The organism is Metabacillus sp. KJ11-3 (genome assembly GCF_055808295.1).
In genome coordinates, this window is record NZ_CM147865.1 from 3442250 (window position 1) to 3459843 (window position 17594).

At 36.9% G+C, this 17594-nt stretch carries 10 protein-coding genes; all 10 read right to left on the bottom strand.

Features of this window, described 5'->3' with window-relative positions; all coding sequences use genetic code 11:
• Positions 1-6 precede the first annotated feature (6 nt).
• The 10 genes from AC0L8O_RS17180 to AC0L8O_RS17225 all read right to left on the bottom strand — a co-directional run bounded on the left by AC0L8O_RS17180 (position 7) and on the right by AC0L8O_RS17225 (position 17384).
• Positions 7-897, bottom strand: a complete 891-nt coding sequence (locus AC0L8O_RS17180; RefSeq protein WP_473444032.1) for a carbohydrate ABC transporter permease — start codon at positions 895-897, stop codon at positions 7-9.
• A gap of 102 nt (positions 898-999) precedes the next feature.
• Positions 1000-2334 (bottom strand): ABC transporter substrate-binding protein, encoded by a 1335-nt coding sequence (locus AC0L8O_RS17185; RefSeq protein WP_473448979.1) that lies wholly within the window; start codon positions 2332-2334, stop codon positions 1000-1002.
• A gap of 768 nt (positions 2335-3102) precedes the next feature.
• Positions 3103-3711, bottom strand: coding sequence for a YesL family protein (locus AC0L8O_RS17190; protein ID WP_473444034.1), 609 nt, complete (start codon positions 3709-3711; stop codon positions 3103-3105).
• 24 nt (positions 3712-3735) lie between these two features.
• Positions 3736-5235, bottom strand: a complete 1500-nt coding sequence (locus AC0L8O_RS17195; RefSeq protein ID WP_473444036.1) for a glycoside hydrolase family 32 protein — start codon at positions 5233-5235, stop codon at positions 3736-3738.
• Between the two features lie 50 nt (positions 5236-5285).
• The gene (locus AC0L8O_RS17200; RefSeq protein WP_473444039.1) at positions 5286-6248 is read right to left on the bottom strand and encodes a PfkB family carbohydrate kinase; all 963 of its coding nucleotides are present in this window, start codon (positions 6246-6248) and stop codon (positions 5286-5288) included.
• Between the two features lie 225 nt (positions 6249-6473).
• Positions 6474-8069, bottom strand: coding sequence for an ABC transporter substrate-binding protein (locus AC0L8O_RS17205; RefSeq protein WP_473448980.1), 1596 nt, complete (start codon positions 8067-8069; stop codon positions 6474-6476).
• Between the two features lie 138 nt (positions 8070-8207).
• Positions 8208-9119, bottom strand: coding sequence for a carbohydrate ABC transporter permease (locus tag AC0L8O_RS17210; RefSeq protein ID WP_473444040.1), 912 nt, complete (start codon positions 9117-9119; stop codon positions 8208-8210).
• A 15-nt stretch (positions 9120-9134) separates the two neighbouring features.
• Positions 9135-10073 (bottom strand): ABC transporter permease, encoded by a 939-nt coding sequence (locus AC0L8O_RS17215; RefSeq protein WP_473444042.1) that lies wholly within the window; start codon positions 10071-10073, stop codon positions 9135-9137.
• A gap of 469 nt (positions 10074-10542) precedes the next feature.
• Entirely contained in the window at positions 10543-11526 is a 984-nt protein-coding gene (locus tag AC0L8O_RS17220; protein ID WP_473448981.1) for a LacI family DNA-binding transcriptional regulator, read from the bottom strand.
• 374 nt (positions 11527-11900) lie between these two features.
• Complete coding sequence (locus AC0L8O_RS17225) at positions 11901-17384, bottom strand: GH32 C-terminal domain-containing protein (protein ID WP_473444044.1); 5484 nt, start codon at positions 17382-17384, stop codon at positions 11901-11903.
• Positions 17385-17594: the final 210 nt, after the last annotated feature.

Genomic DNA, 17594 nt, shown 5'->3' on the forward strand with positions numbered 1-17594 from the left:
CTTTCACTAGGCATTCTTTTTTCGAGGTGACCATATTTTCGCTATAAAGAAGGAGCTTAACACTAACAGGATGATAATAAAAATGACCGCCATCGCACTCGAATGTCCAACTTGACCATAACGTGTTAAAGTCTTATACATATACGTACTTAATAACTCTGAAGAAAAACCAGGTCCTCCTTGTGTTAAAACCCATACAATATCAAAGGTTCTTGCAGCATCAATGATTCGAATTAACAACGCAACCGAGGCGACAGGAATTAAACAAGGGATCGTGATATATCGAAACTTGTGCCATTTATTTGCTCCATCAATATCTGCAGATTCATATAAGCTCTTAGAAATACCTTGTATCCCGGCTAATAGCACAAGCATAATGAAGGGCGTCGTTAACCAAATATCTGCAATAATTGTTGATAAAAGAGAAAACCGAGAATCAGACAGCCATAGAATTTGATGAGGATCTGAGATGATCCCTATTTTGTAAAGTGTCCAATTAACAATCCCGAACTGATCATTCAGCATAAATTTCCATATCAAACCTGAAACTAACGGTGCGAGCATTAATGGAGTAAGCAAAATTGTTCTGAGGAATTGACTTCCTTTAAATGCATTACTTAAAAGTAAAGCTAACGTAAGTCCGATTAAAAATTCGACCCCAACAGCGGTCACAATATAGATGACAGTATTCCATAAAGATGCTAAGAATCGTTTTGACGAAAGAGAGTCTATATAATTAGCCAGACCCACAAATTCTCTCGCTGCAGGATCCATTAAATCGATATGAAAGAAGCTGTCCCTGAGAAGGAGAAGAATCGGGAAAACCAAAAACACAAGCATAAATAATGCAGCTGGCATAAAAAACATCGTTGAAAGTGCACCATTTCTTACTTTCATTGAACTGCCTCCTTTCAAGTAAACTCATAAGCGAATCTTAATCTTAAAATTGAGATCTCTCTATCAATCTATTGTTCAAAAGAGATCTCTTATTTTTACACCTTATTGTGGTGGGATAATCCCTTTAATTACTTCTGCTGCCCAATCAAGTGCTTCTTGAGGTGTTTTTTCACCTGAAAGTGCATATGCTACCGCAGGAATCAAGGCTTCACTTTCGATTTGCTGCCACTCCTTAATTTCAGGTCGGTTTTGTGTTTGTTTTGCGTTTAATGTTGTCATTAAAGACTCTAAATGCTCATAGCCCTCTTTTGCACTATATTCTTCAAAAACAGATTTTCTGGCAGCTACACCAAGCGAATCCATAAATAATGAGTTCTTTTCATAAATGAACTCTAAATACGTTTTAGCAATTTCTTGCTTTTTCGAAGAGCTTGGGATTACTTGATACCAAGGTCCCGGAACTGCACCAATCCCAGCTTCTCCAGCAATCATAGGAGCACTCCCCACTTTCCCTGCTACATCTGATTGCTTTGGATCATTCGATGGAACATAGAAGTGCCCCCAAGCTATCATCATGGCTGACTTTCCACTCCAGAACAGCTCAGCGGTTTCTGCAGAGGAGATTTCCATAGCACCGGGTGGAACAGATTTGTCTTTGTTCAACATATCTGTTAATAACTGCAGCGATTCAACATATGGTTCTGTATTCACGATAATCTCTCTATTTTCATCAATAACCAACGAGTCTGTTCCAGCTTGTGCAGCATGATCTAGCCAGCTAGCTACGGTATCACCATTGTTTGCACCAAATACGGTTGTTCCATATATATCGATTTGTCCATCATGATCTGTATCTCGTGTAAAGAATTTTGCGATTTCCTTGTATTGTTCCCATGTTTTAGGAGGAGCCAGCTCATACCCATATTGTTTTTTAAAATCTGCTTTGTTTTGCTTGTCTTCAAATAAATCTTTACGGTAAATAACATTTTTTGCATTTGTCCAGACGGGTAGTCCATACACGTTATCTTGATAACTACCACCTTCTACTAACCCTTGGAATAAATCTCCTTCAACCTCTTCCGTGATCAGATCATCAAGAGGCAGCAAACCAGAGGCCAAAGCAGGGAACCATAAGATATCAATCGTAGCTACATCAAAGGCACCAGCCTGTGAAGCAACTTCTGCCTTTAATTTGTCATATACTCCTGTATATGGAACAGACTCAATCTTTACCTCGTAGCCCGTTTTTTCTTTAAATTCCTCAGCTGTTTCTTTTGCTACGGTAAATGCAGGACTGCCACCTTCTACAAGAACAGTAAGTGATTTGTCCTTACTCTTTCCTTCCTCTACGGATGTCTCTTCACCCGAGCAACCGTACAATAAAATAGAAAGCATGAAAACGGATAAGATCCCACTAATAAACCCTTTTCTCTTCATTAAGAACACTTCCTTTTCCCCCTTTATTGAATTATTTATCCCATAACTCATGTTCAAGCCATCTTTTTGGAAGGCGATCTTTTACGTTAGGAAGCTGTTGAAGTGGTTTGTGTGGCATAACCTCCATTTTAAAGTGTGTTTTGTGGATGCGTTTACATTTAATTCCGAAAAGTTATTGTAACATCTTTTTTCTTATCACCTCACTGATTATCTCTACTTATATTCTAGAATTTAACGTCAAATATGAAAATTCTAATATCTTTGGAAAAGGTAATAAATATTTAGAACTTTGTTTAAAGGTTTGCAAGACATCAATTATAATTTGTGTACTTTTTGATTTGAACGTAGGGCTTGAGACTTGCGTTTTGAAAGGATGAAGTGTCCGTTTAACCCAGAATAAGCAAAAGCCACTTTTGATTAAAAGATGTCTATCTTCATTTCAAGAGTGGCTTTTGACCTCAGAACTTTTTAACACGTTTTATAAAAAAACACTTCACATAACACTAGAGGACATACCTGCAATTTAAGGCTGTTTTCGCAAAGATTGTGGCTTTTAAAACACTATTTTAACTCTATAGTGGAATGGAGCGGAAGACACTCGACTCCTGCGGGAAGTGAGGAAAGGCTGAGACCCCGCAGGCGCAGCTGAGGAGGCTCAGCTTCCTCCCCGGCGCATGGAGTGACTGTAGCGCAATGGAACGGGCTAGTTTTTAACCTTTACCTGCATCAAGAATAACAAGTATGCGTAAACAGCCTTATTTAATAAGTTTAGTTTGCACCATTTTTAACCATCACTTGATTAAACATATGTTGACATAAATTATAAACAATAGATGCTAGAAAACTCCCTACTATAAAAATTGAAACTGGAAAAGCATACAATAGAGCGCCGCCAATTCCAATAAGTATTATGAATAGAATCGTTAAAATAGGGTTGCTGAGTGAAAAGAAAAAGGCATTTCTGACGACATTCTTCCAATTCAACTCAAAATGTACCATGATTGGAAAAAGGTAAATCGTTATAGAAGCAAATAAAATAAGGCCAATGATTAGCAATATATATAGGATAAATTGAAAGATGGAGCTTTCTGGACTGATAATCCTGTAATCTACATATAAGAAAGCTCCAAAGATAGCCCAAACGATAGATAATAGAATACTTTGTTTAAAATGATCTTTAAACTGCAAATAAAAACTTTTACAAACCCCATTCGTTTCTTTCTGTAACTGTCTCTTACGGACAACACCAAACATTGCTGCAGTTGCTGGGAAAATGGTAACTAGGGGGATTGAGGCAATTACCCACAATACATTTAATAGAAAGTAATCCACGATTGTATTTATTGTGTTTAATAGTCGATTATTCAAGTCATTCATCCTTTATCCCCCATAATCTTTCGTTTATTTTCCCCAAATGGATTTTAGCGTATGAATCTCTAATGTCTTTACTTTTACATCCCCACCAACTGTATACAGTTCGAGATCCTTGCTATTCTGATCTGGAAATATTAAATCTGTCAGCACTAATTCTCCATTGTTTCCAAACACTTCAACAGATGACCAATCTACAAATAAGTGTAACTTCACTTTTTGGTTATGATAAGGAGCTAAGTCTCCCTCATGTTTTCCAACAAAGGACTCATTAAAATCTGATTTTCCAGAATTCGTGCGATCAATAAACAATCGTTGTTGAATAACGTCATATCCGATGACCGTTTCCTCTTGATTTGACTTACACACTTTAAATCCAAATTCAACAGCTGTACCGATCTCAAATTCTGCAATAATTTCAAGAGTGTTTCCTTTTACATTAGAAATGATATTCTCGCTTGGCACGATTGTTTGATTCGTTATGTGTATCGAGTTTTCACGAATGTTTTGTAATTCTTGAACTGGCTCTTGAACTAATCGAACTCCTTCCTTCATTGTTTTTAATGAAAGGACTCTTGGAATCGTCATCGCACTTCGCCATTCTTTAGTTGGTGTGACATTTGCATATCGCCAGTTACTCATCCAGCCGAGATAAATTCTTCTTCCATCTTCATTGGGAATATCCGACCAGCTTACTCCAGCGTAATTATCTCTTCCTTTGTCAATCCAAAGTGTCGTTTCCGGTGTATGGTCAGTTGTAAATGTTTCCCCATCAAACTCACCAATAAAATATTGTGTCCTTGATCCTTCTTCATAGCTTGGGTCATCCCCGATACTCAAAAACAAGACCCACTTTTTCTGATTAGAATCCTCATCTACAGGTAATTCAAACAAGTCCGGGCACTCCCATACTCCTTCATGTGAGCCATAACCGTCTCCAAATTCACTTGCAAACTCCCAATCTTTTAGATTTTTCGATGTATATAGTCTAACAGTCTGACCTGAAGCTAATATCATCACCCATTTATTTGTTTCTTTATGCCAGAATACTTTTGGGTCTCTAAAATCCGTAATGCTTTCATCTGAAATGACAGGGTTTTCTTCATATGTCACCCATGTTCGTCCATTGTCATTACTATAAGCGATACTTTGCCTTTGTCTCGGACGTTCAGTGTCTGGGTAAGTATCAGCCTGTGTAAACATTGCCACTAAACCAGGCTGACCATTAAAGAAGCCGCTTGTATCATTCCAATCCACGACTGCACTTCCAGAAAATATCATCCCATGCTCATCTGGTTTTAATGCGATCGGCAAGTGTTCCCAATGGACAAGATCTGTGCTAATAGCATGTCCCCAGTGCATCGGTCCCCACGTTGTTCCCTTTGGGTGATATTGATAAAACAGATGATATTCACCTTCAAAATAAACCATCCCGTTAGGATCATTCATCCAATGAGCTTCTGGTGAAAAGTGAAATTGCGGTCGATATTTCTCTGTGTAATATTGTTGTTTAATCTCCGTGTTGTTCATATATTTTGTACTTCCTTTCTCAAACGTCAAAAAATTTTATCTAATAATCATTAACATTTAGTAAGCAACATTTTTTCTACTTGTTCTTTTGATGGCATACTAGGAATCCCACCTTTTTCAGTTGTCGCCAGTGCACCTACTGCATTAGCAAACGTGGATATCTCAATTAATTCAGTTTGGTTTAACACGTTTACATGTTTATTCAACTCTAGTATTTTAGATAAAGCACCGCCTACAAAGGCATCTCCCGCACCAGTTGTATCCACAACTTCGACATGAAATCCTGATGTTTTTCCACTATGAGTCTTCGATCTATAAAAGCAGCCTTCTGAACCTAAAGTGACAAACACAACAGAACACCCGTATTGAGTTTGAATCATTTCCGTACCTTTTTCCAACTCTTCATATCCAGTCAAAAAGACGAGTTCTTCCTCGGACAGCTTAACAATATCAGCATATTTTAATCCTTTTAGAATCATTTCTTTTGCACGGTCTAGTGAATCCCATAAAGGAATACGTAGGTTTGGATCATATGAAATCATCACATGATGTTTTTTTGCATATTCTAATGCTTTAAAAGTAGCAGTTGCAGCAGGTTCATGGGTCAACGATAATGAGCCAAAATGAAAGATTTGTGAATATTGGATCAATTCTTCATTAATATCTTCTTCCGTTAGCATAATATCTGCACCTTTTTCGCGATAAAAATGAAAGGAACGATCTCCTGTAGGATCCAAATGAACAAAAGCTAGCGTTGTATTTACATGATCTGAAACTAATAGATTTGTTGTATCAATTTTATATTGCTCTAAGCCACTTTTTAGCAAATGGCCAAATTGGTCTTTCCCAACTTTACCGATAAACGATGTTTGAACATTAAATTTTGAGAGTGCCACCAAAACATTTGCTGGTGCTCCACCAGGATTTGTTTCAAATAACACATGCCCTTTCTCTGAATATCCGGATGGTGTAAAATCAATTAATAATTCTCCTAAAGCTGTTACTCTATTCACATCTATCACCTATTTCTCGTTTTAAATAGAAAGGCCAGATAAAAACAACATCTGGCCTTCGAAAAAGGATAAGGTAAGACTTCCATCAGTGGAGGTTTTCTTCATCCCCCACTGATGGTTAGTTGAACCAATCGGACCTTTACGGGCAGTTATCCTCCACACCTCCCCTTTTTGTAAACTCAAAGCTTGTGATATGATTCTACTGCCCGTTAAGAGTGGGATTCATTATAATTCTTTGTTAAAACGATCTAACCCTGATTGGTATACTTCCATTAATTCATTTAATCCCATTGCTTCTAATTGCTCGATATACTCATCCCACTCTTCTTCTATTCCACCTTCTATTAACCATTGAGCTTCCTTCTGTTTCACAAATTCTTTGATTTCCGGTTCAATTGTATTAATTTTTTCAAGCTCTTCGGCACTAAAGAAGATTTGTGGATAGTTTTCTTCAACCATATGTGGTTTGTAGTATTTATCAAGAATATCTAAACGTTCTTTTGCTCTTGGCTCCATGTCTACTACTGTTCCAAAATGTTCTTTTAAGACAACAAATGGTCCACCTGGTGCAACTTTTTGACGCAATTCACCCATTGCAACACCTTCAGGTAATTCTTTGTTGACTAACATACCATTTTGATCCTCTTCATAGATTTCACCGATTGGTCCCCAGTTAATTTGTGCTGACATTTTTGGCTCATATAACCGGTCAACCCAACGCATTGTAATTTCCGGATTATTATTAGCAGATGTAATAACAAATGCATCTCTACCATATTCAGAATAGTTGGAACGTCCTACAATAATTTCACCGTCTTTCCCTTTAAGAGGTGGTAAAATTGCATAATCATCCACACGGTCTGTCCCAACTACTTCTGTATCTTCCCACCAAATGAATGAACCAAGTGTCGGATCTTCTGTTTTACCTTTTGCAAATAATTGGGCTGTATCTTGAGTAACAACCTCTGGATCAATTAGTCCTTCTTTTACCCATTGATGATAGTATGCAATTGCCTCTTTAAACTCAGGTTGTGTTGCTGCATAAATGACTTTTCCATCACGAACAATTCGGTGATCAGCCTCAAAAGGAGCATCTGGTAAACCGAATAACCCGATTAAATCTCCTTCGTTACCACACCAACCGTTAAACCAGAAGGTTAAACCAATTTCATCTTGTTTTCCATTCCCATTGGGATCTTTTTCTTTGAAGGCTTTTAGCACATCATGATATTCTTCCAATGTAGTTGGCATTTCCAGACCAAGTTTGTCTAACCATGTTTGATTAATAAACATGATATTTGGCATCCCTACCAGATCCATCTCTTCTGCGCGGGGTAAAGAGTAAATATGCCCATCCGGCGCAGTCACAATTTGTTTAAGTTCTGGTCTTTCTTCAAATAATTTCTTTAAATTAGGTGCATATTTATCAATCAAATCTTCTAAAGAGATAATCGTACCACTTTGCCCATGCTGCATGAGATCTTGATCTGTAAAGCCTGATGCATAAAACGCATCTGGTAGATCACCACTTGCCAGTAATAAATTTTTCTTTTCTTGATATCCATCACCAGGGATATTGTTCCATTTTATACTCACGTTCGTCGCTTCTTGCAGTCTGTCAAAGATGACCATTTCTGAATAATCAGGTGCTAGAGGTTGTTTTGGTGAAACAAAATTTAATGTCACTTCTTCCTCTACAATTGGCAGACCTGACTCATTAAATGCTACCGCGGATTCCTTTGATTCTTTTCCTGACTCACTACTTGAACAACCTGTTAAGGCAAGCGATGCACTTAACCCAAGAGCTAGGACTATAGACATTTTCTTTTTCTTGTTTCTTTCCATCTTTCTTTTTATTGATCTAATCATTACGTTTTCCCCCTCAATGTTTTAAATCTAATGCTTTAGCGAGTATAAACCGGAATCCCCACCTCCTTTAAAGCAACATGTCAAAATTTATCAACCTTTAATTCCACCAATCATAACGCCCTTAACAAAGTACTTCTGTACAAATGGGTATAAGACTAAAAGTGGAATAGAAGCTACAATAATCACACCATATTTAATAAGTTCTGAGACTCTTTGTTTTGCAGCTAGTGAATCAATGTCACTCATCATTTGAGTGGAAGCTTCATTTTGAATTAAGATATTACGTAAAATCAATTGAAGAGGATACAAGTCCTCGTTGTTCAAATAAATTAATGCATCAAAGTATGAGTTCCAGTGTCCAACCGCATAAAATAACACCATTACTGCCACAATTGGTTTGGAAAGTGGCAGGACAATCTTCCAAAAGAATTTTGCATCCGAACAGCCGTCTATCTTTGCCGCCTCTAATAACTCATTCGGTATAGATGTTTGGAAAAAGGTTCTTGCAACGATGACATTCCATACTGCAACAGCCTTCGGTAAAATTAATGCCCACATCGTATTCAGTAATCCTAAATTCTTAACAACTAAATAAGTCGGAATTAATCCCCCGGAGAAAAACATCGTAAAGAGGAATAAAAACATAATTAGGTTTCTTCCATATAAATCTCTACGTGATAGAGCGTAAGCAGCCATCAATGTACATGAAACATTTACAAGAGTTCCTACAAACGTATAAATAATCGAATTTTTATAACCTAACCAAATCTTGCTATCACTGAAGATTCTTTGATACCCTTCAAAGGTAATATCTTTTGGCAGTAGCCATACTTTCCCCTCATAGATCATATTGGGGTTACTAATCGACGCAATCACGATAAAGTAAAGAGGATAGACGACTAATATAACCATTATCGCGACTAGGAAAATATTAATTAAATCAAAAATTTTATCTTCTTTAGATCTTCTAGTTGTCTTATTCATTGCAAGTAAACCCATCATTCTTCACCCTCCTAGTTACCATAGACCTTGACCTGATAATTTCTTGGCAAATTTGTTAACGGCCACCAATAATACTAAATTAATAACGGCATTGAATAACCCTACTGCTGCTGCAAAACTATATTGAGCCTGTTGTAAACCCATTTTATAAACGTAGGTCGGAATAATTTCTGCTGAAGGCTGATTTAATGGTGTTTGTAACAGGTAAGCCTTTTCAAAACCAATATTCATAATATTTCCTACCGATAAGATAAGCAATATGACTGCAGTAGGCATGATAGCTGGGATATCAACATGTAAAATTCGATGCCACTTACTCGCCCCATCCATTACTGCTGCTTCATGAAGCTCAGGGCTAACTCCTGCAAGAGCTGCTAGATAGATGATTGCTGCCCATCCTGTTTCCTGCCAAACTCCAGATCCGATATATAATGGTTTAAACCACTCCGGCTTTGCCATAAACGAAATAGATTCTCCACCAAACATCATGATGAAATTATTAATAAGTCCATTGTTTGAGAAAAAAACATAAATCATACCTGCTAATACGACGACTGAAATAAAATGTGGGGCATATACCACCGTTTGAACGAAACGTTTGTATTTCTCATGTCTTATTTGGTTCATCATTAATGCAAGAATAATTGGTAACGGAAATCCAATGATTAAATGTAAAACACTAAGTCCAAGTGTATTCTTTATTAAACTCCAGAATTGAAATGATTCAAAAAACCTCTCAAAATGCTTAAAACCTACCCATGGACTTCCCATAATGCCTTGTGTTGCTATGAAATTTTTGAAGGCTATAATGACTCCATACATTGGGAAGTAGTGAAAGATAATAAAATAAATTAATGCAGGTAATAAAAATAAATAGAGTTGGTAATTGTTTAATAGTTTTTTTACTTTTGCCTTTTTTATGCTTTGTGTAGGGTGTTCTACTTTTGTTGACATCCTAACCTCTGTGTGCATATCTTTTCCTCACTTTCAGAAATAAATTTCAGCTAGTATACAAGCTAGTTTGATAGCTTACGGACTTCAGAATGGTATCGCTATTATCAAAAACTAGTCATTATTAATAACATGGATAAATCCGTTTATGTCAACCGCATGACATTTCAGGTCAAAAAAATCTTCTTTATCATGTTATTATTTGAATCGTTTAATTCCCGCATAGTATTTTAACCATTTCAGAGAAAATCAATAGTAATCTCACTCAGTATGTCAACCGCATGACATATTGTTCAAAAAATTTTTTCAGCTTCAAAAGGTTGTCATTCAAATCTATTAAATTCACAGTTTCCAAAGATTTAAAACCTTTTAGAAACCCCTTACAATAAGAATTATATGCCATCCGCCTCGGTATGTCAACCGCATGACATATAATTCATTAAATTTTTCCACTCCATCAAGATTATTCTTTTTATGTCGTTTCACTATCAATTAATTTGACCGGTAAAATGTTTTCTAATTGAATATCTTCTTCTTCACCATTAATCTGTTTAATGATAATTTCTACAGCCCTTTCAGCTATTTCCTTAATAGGTTGTTCAACTGTGCTTAATTCAGGCAGCAGCATTCTTGTCGTTTCGGTACCATCATATCCAATTACTTTTAAATCTTGTGGAATAGTAATGTTTCTTTTTCTAGCCTCTCTTAAGACCTTAGAGGCGATCAAATCATCACTTGCAAAGATAGCATCAACTTGAGGATGGTCATCTAATATTTGTTTTACAATATTTATGACAATTTCATCTGTTGATTTAAGAGGGAATTCATATGTAAGAGGCTTTAGATTATTAGCTCTCATAACATCTTCATATGCGTTTCTTCTTAAATTAGCAGGAGTCTCTAAATATTGCGGTCCATTAATGTGGATGATTTGTTTACATCCTTTATCAATTAATAATTGAGTAGCTAGTTTTCCCCCTTCATAGTTGTCACTAGATACCACTGGGGTTTTACTTGATAAATAACGATCGATACCAACTACAGGCAACTTTGGTATTTCGTATTCTTCAATTCCTCTATTGTGAGCGCCAGCTATGATTCCATCAACTTGATTCATTTGCAGCATTTTCAGATAGTTTCTTTCCTTATCTTCACGGTTTTGACTATTACAGAGTAATACCTTATACCCCAATGAAGAACAAATATTTTCTAAATGAAAAATAAGCTGTCCATAAAACGGATTACCAGTACTTGGAAATATCAACCCTATTAAGTACGTTTTCTTGATAAACAGTGAACGAGCTATTTCATTAGGATAGTAATTTAATTGTTCCATCGAATCATGGACTTTTTTCCTTGTTTTTTCACTAATGTATCCACGATTATTTAATACTCTAGAAACCGTTGTTGGTGAAACACCAGCAAGCTTGGCAACGTCTTCAATTTTTGGTTTCACCATCTCTTCCCCCTTCCAAAATTCGATAAGAGTATTATCCTAATATTTATTAAAGAATGTCAAGATTATCGATCATAATCTTACCATAATTACTTATGAGAAGGTACCAATTTTTTTACATATAGAAACTTGTAAATATAAAACACATTTAATTTAATCGTCCACTTAGTAACCTCTTATTATTGTCCATGAAAAAAAATACCTTTCTGGTAATCAGAAAGGTATGGGTTCATTACTATTATTTTTTTGATTAATATCCCCTACCGCAAACTAGAAAAACTGCTCCTATCAGTTAAGAGAGGATTTGAATGGATGCTTTATCCATTTCATTTTGTCTTCTGCAGAATCCCTCTCGTAGACATTAGGTGTCTGTTCTAATGCTTCTTCTTTCCTTGGTTTTTATCCTCTCCTGAACCAGGTTTTTCTCGTACTTTATCTGGTTTGGTACTTCCTTCTTCCGACGCTACTTCCTTATGAACTGGAACATTCACGTCATCTAGATTTATATGGCCCCATCCACCTGTGTGTTTATCAACCACTTGAATATATAAATCTTTCCCTATATATTCCGATGCATCCCAAAAGACACGACGATAAGATTCACCATTATGACCAGTAGCTTTCATTAAAATATCATTTGTTTCTGCGTCAACAAGTGCAATGTATAAAAGCTTGTCATCGGCTCCTCCAGAGGTTAAAAAGTCAATCTGACCATCTCCCCCCAAAATAAAGTTTTCAGATTTGATCACACCTGTCGCCTCATCTCCTCCATGATCCGGATGAAAGCCCCATAGATGATATCGACTCGGGTCTATTGATGTTGTCGCCTGTCCGAATGGACCTCCCCAGCCCCAATCATTTTTATTCGTAACATGGTCGTCTGTGAAGGCATTTCCTTCTAAAACTGTCCAGCCAGTTAAGTCACCAGATTGAAAATCATGATTTAATAGCTCACTATGTGGTATTTCTTCTTCTGGAGCTTCCTCCTCATAATAAGCCGGTTCAACTTTATTACTATAGGCTGAACCCATTTCAAATACTTCCATAGACACAACCTTCGCTTTTCCACTTTCGCTCCATAGCTCAATGCCCAGAGAATCAGCTCTCGTAGGATATGCTCTAGTTGTTATACTCTTTTTCCCATTGGCATAGGCTTCAATCATCGATCTGTCTAAGTAGATATGAAGCTTTAGATTTTCTCCATCGAGTGTAAGGTCACCTTCACTACTTGTTTTTTCAATATCAGGATCTAAACTCATTTTTGTTGCATCTACTCCAAATTTTTCAGTTGCTTCATCGAAATATAGGCTGACTTCTTCAGAAGAATCATCCGATTGACGTACCTTTATCCCATACTTTTCATTTGATTTCCCTTTGATCTCAAGAACTATTTCTAACATATCACCCTTGACATCCGCTAGTAACTTATTCGCTTTTTTTAGGGATTTATTTTTCATTTTAATTACCTTTTCTCCACGTAAGCTCTCTAATTCTTTAATCGGTTCGATACCAAGCTCTCCATTTTTTAATAAAGACAATTCTAAAGGTAAGCCTGCATTATGAGCCCATCCAGCGTCATAGTGCTGCTGTTCTGTTCTACGATCTTGTGCAATACTAAATAATATAGAGCGCCCGCTTTCATCGATCATTCCACTTGGACCAGTAAAATGTACACCATAGTCAAATAGCTTAGGTTCCTCATGATCCGGAATAAATTTGTTGTTTTCTTTATCCCATGAACCAACCCAATGGAATACATACTTCACATTATGTTCACTATAATTCTTAAACCAAGGATTAATGAAAAAGGCATATTTTTGATCTCCATTTTCATCTTCTCCAAGTGGTAGCAGTACCGGTAATTCCCACACATCGCCTGTCTTAGGGTATGCTTTTGAATCCCCTACAAAGAATGGTCCTTCGTATTTCCAATTTTTCATATCCTTTGATGTATAGAGTAATGCGGTTCCACCAATATTTTCAATACCAGAACCAACAATTTGATACCATGTATCTCCATCTTTCCATACAAACGGATCACGGAATTGGCCGAACATGACCTTTCCTTCCTCCGCTGGTAAATCAGGAGCTTGAATAGTAACAGGATTAGACAGCATCTTCCAATCCTCTAACATCGGATCCGTTACATCTGTTGGTGTTGCCAGGCCAGTCATTTGATTTGGTGTTTTACTATCATCTCCAGCTGTGAAAAACAATGCAGGATCTCCATTTTTATCGAAGTGTGCAGAGCCTGACCATACTCCGTCTGGTGATACCCCTGATGGAGCCAAAGCGACAGGAGCATCCTCCCAATGAACCATATCTTCACTAACTGCGTGACCCCAATGAATTTGGTGCCAATATGGTCCCTGCGGGTTATGCTGATAGAAAATATGATATTTTCCATTATACTCAAAAGGTGCATGTGGCTCATTCATCCAATGACCTGGAGAAAGAAAATGGTATTGAGGTCGATAACGATCTCCATCATATACACTTCGATCAAAAGATAAATCAGGTCTTGGTAATTGATGATTCTTTTGATTGTCAATTATTTGATCATAGTTGTTTTTTACTTCTTCGGCAGTTAACGCTTTGTTGTGGATTTTTAACTCATCTATCATTCCGTTAAACATATTAGCAGTAAATGGTCCCAATATGGCAGCTGTGTTGTGCTTTCCAATTAATAGATCCTTGTCAGAGGCTGTTATTGTTGCATTTTTAGGTGTAGCAACCTCACCTGCTAACTCCCCGTTTAAAAAGATCTTCATTTTTTTTGCTTCCTGATCAAAAGTTGCAACAATATATGACCACTTATCTTTTTCCAGTACTTTATCTTCTTCCGCCCATACCTCTTTCCATTCTCCATTTAAACCAGCTTGAAAAGACCATTTTCCATGTCTCCCCATCCCTAAAATATACCCTTCACCTTGAGCTTTATTTTGCTGATTAACAATAGCAGATAATTGTCCAAGATCCCCCCATTCATAAGAACGAGGTGCAACCCAGGCTTCGATTGTCATCGCATCACTAGGCTGTATAGATTGGGGCGCCGCCTGTTTAATATAGGTAGAATATCCATCAAAAAGAAGCCCGTTTTTTTCTACACCTTTTCTCCATAATGGATCAGAGGAAGGTTTATATTTAGCATCTGAAAAAACATATTCAACTTTTTGATTCTTACCTGAAACTTCATCCTTTACTGTATTCCCTTCACTTTGATTGAACGTCCAATGGTGGATCATACCTCCATTTCTCACTTGAAAATCATCGACATTAATATGTCCAAACCCTCCTGTATGTTGATCAACTATTTTAATATACACATTTTCACCCAAGTATTCCTTTGCGTCCCACGTCATACGCTTGTATGTTTCTGATTCAGGTCCAGTTGCTTTAAATAACTCTTTTCCATCAGAAGCACGAACCAGTGCCACATATAAATCATACTTTTTCGTCCCATCCATCTCATCTCCTCCACCTAAGAGGAAAGAAACTTCTCCATTGCCAGCTAATTTAAAAGTGTTTGACGTTAATGTTCCGGTTCTCCTATCAGCTTCTTCAGGTGGTACTCCTTGAAAGCCCCATAGATGGTAGTTTCCTTGATGCTCAAAAGGAACTGCTGTGTCCCAATATGTTTCTTGACTTGAAACAGTACCTTCAAATGCATTTCCAGTAGCAGTCCACCCTGTTAAATCTCCTGTTTCAAAACCGGGGTTTTTTAAGGTATTTCCGATGATTACTTCTTCATTTAAAACATGAAAATCATCGACGTTAATATGTCCAAATCCCCCAGAGTGGTGATCAACAACTTTGATATAAAGAGCTTCACCAAGATATTCCGATGCATCCCACTTCACTCGGCGATATTTTTCTGTATTAGCTCCAGTTGCTTTCATTAACTCTTCTCCAGTAGAAGCCTTAACAAGTGCTACATATAAGTTATTAATGTCCTGTCCTCCACCGACTAAAAAATCAATCTGTCCGTTTCCATCCAGAATAAAGGTGGATGATTTCATGATTCCAGCTCTTAAATCTGACTTATCATCAGTCGTTGCTCCCTGAAACCCCCATGCATGAAACGTGCCTTCATGTTCAAAAGGCCCTCCCCAGAAATTAGTTACATCTGTGACAGGTGATCTAAATGCTGAGCCAGTAACAGTCCAGCCTGTTAAATCTCCTGTTTCAAAATTGGGGTTTTCGATCGTATTTGGGAGGCTATTCTTATCAAAATCTTCTTGATTTTTTGTAAATGTTGCCTCTTTTAAAGGGTAAAAGGACAATGAATTCAGTGTAACTTCCCCACCCTTTGAATATAACTCTATCTTTCTACTTGAATCATTTGGGAAAATTTGATTTGTAAAAACAGCCGTTCCTTCCTCTGCAAATACCTCAACAGATGAGCGGTCTACTAATAACTTAATCGTTAAAATTCCGTTCAAAACATTTAAATCAGTATGTTGTATGGTAGGAAAGTTTTCATCAAAATCTGTTTCACCTGATTTTGATCGATCTACAGTAAGTTTTTTATCTTTGATATTGTACGAGATGTTTGTTTCTTCGCTTTCCCCTTTCCGAACTAGAAACCCTAAATCAGTTGCAGTGGCATCCGTAAGGTTGAATTCTGCCTCAATCTCAAACATTTCAGCTTCAAGATCTTTTAAAACATTATCAGCTGAGATTTTTTGATTTTTTATTTCCACCATATTTGAAGTATCTCTTAACTGGTTTAATTCTTCTACTGGTTCTTGTTTCAATCGTATCCCGCCATCCATCTCAACTAAAGAAAGCTCTCGTGGTATTGACATAGCTCCTCTCCAAGACGAAGTTGGAATTTCCCCTGCATATTGAGCTGGATTATTCATCCATCCCAACCAAACTTTTTGACTATCATTAGGGGAGTTAACCGTATCGCTCCATGTTACACCAGCATAAAAATCAGCCCCATAATCTGCCCACAATAATTCATCCATCTTTTTATCTGGAGTAAAAGTACCGCCATTAAAGTCACCTACATAATAGTGCATTCCCGTTCCACCAGTTGGTGTTGGGTTAATACTTAGAGTTAAAACCCATTTTGAGCCTATTTTATTTCCGTTACCATCATATAATGGCAACTCAAATAAATCAGGACATTCCCAACTTCCAATCTCAGCTGCTTTAGGATCAGAGAATTCCCCTACTTTTTTCCACTCTAGAAGATTGCTAGATGAGTAGAAATCCACCCTTTTTCCACTAGTAATAACAAAGATCCATTGGTTACTTTGCTCATGCCAAAACACCTTTGGATCTCTGAAAACACCTGAACCATCATTACTTGCTTTCAATTCATTTGGCATTTTTATAATTGGATTTTGTTCATATGTTGTCCATGTCCGACCATTGTCAAGACTATATGTAGCACTTACATGTTGATTATCACCACCATTTTCACTCGTATAAAGAGCAACCATCGGGGGATTTTCATCTGTTCCTAAACCTGATGTGTTATTCTCATCAACAACAGCGCTACCTGACCAAGCAAACCCATTTTCATCAGGATAAATCGCAATAGGATAATGCTCCCAGTTTACTAAGTCCTTGCTAATCGCATGGCCCCAATACATAGGTCCCCACACTTTATCAGTAGGGTTATGCTGATAAAACAAGTGATATTCACCGTTATAATAGACCATTCCATTGGGATCATTCATCCAATTTTTCATAGGAGTAAAATGATAACCAGGACGGTAACTCTCGTCATTAACCACTGGAAGAGATGCGGCGTTTACCGTTCCTAATGATGAGATGAACAATTGAATCATTAGGATCAAAGTAATAAATACATGGATAAAAGACTTATTAATTCTTTGATTCACATTATCACCCTTTCTTATAAATTTGCGTTCCATATACTTGATCATTAAAGCTCTAAGAAAAAATCTTAAATAAAACTTTTCTCACCACCCCCTTTATGGTATCGCTTACAAATACTCGTTTTACATTTGTTTACTTTAACTGAAATTTATAACATTCATTAATGTTACTCTTTCTTATAGGTAGGAATATTCCTTTATATATCAACCGGC

Coding starts and splice junctions, on each gene's coding strand:
- AC0L8O_RS17195 (WP_473444036.1), bottom strand. CDS start 5,235: ATGAACAACACGGAGATTAAACAACAATATTACACAGAGAAATATCGA.
- AC0L8O_RS17215 (WP_473444042.1), bottom strand. CDS start 10,073: ATGTCAACAAAAGTAGAACACCCTACACAAAGCATAAAAAAGGCAAAA.
- AC0L8O_RS17190 (WP_473444034.1), bottom strand. CDS start 3,711: ATGAATGACTTGAATAATCGACTATTAAACACAATAAATACAATCGTG.
- AC0L8O_RS17205 (WP_473448980.1), bottom strand. CDS start 8,069: ATGTCTATAGTCCTAGCTCTTGGGTTAAGTGCATCGCTTGCCTTAACA.
- AC0L8O_RS17180 (WP_473444032.1), bottom strand. CDS start 897: ATGAAAGTAAGAAATGGTGCACTTTCAACGATGTTTTTTATGCCAGCT.
- AC0L8O_RS17210 (WP_473444040.1), bottom strand. CDS start 9,119: ATGATGGGTTTACTTGCAATGAATAAGACAACTAGAAGATCTAAAGAA.
- AC0L8O_RS17185 (WP_473448979.1), bottom strand. CDS start 2,334: ATGAAGAGAAAAGGGTTTATTAGTGGGATCTTATCCGTTTTCATGCTT.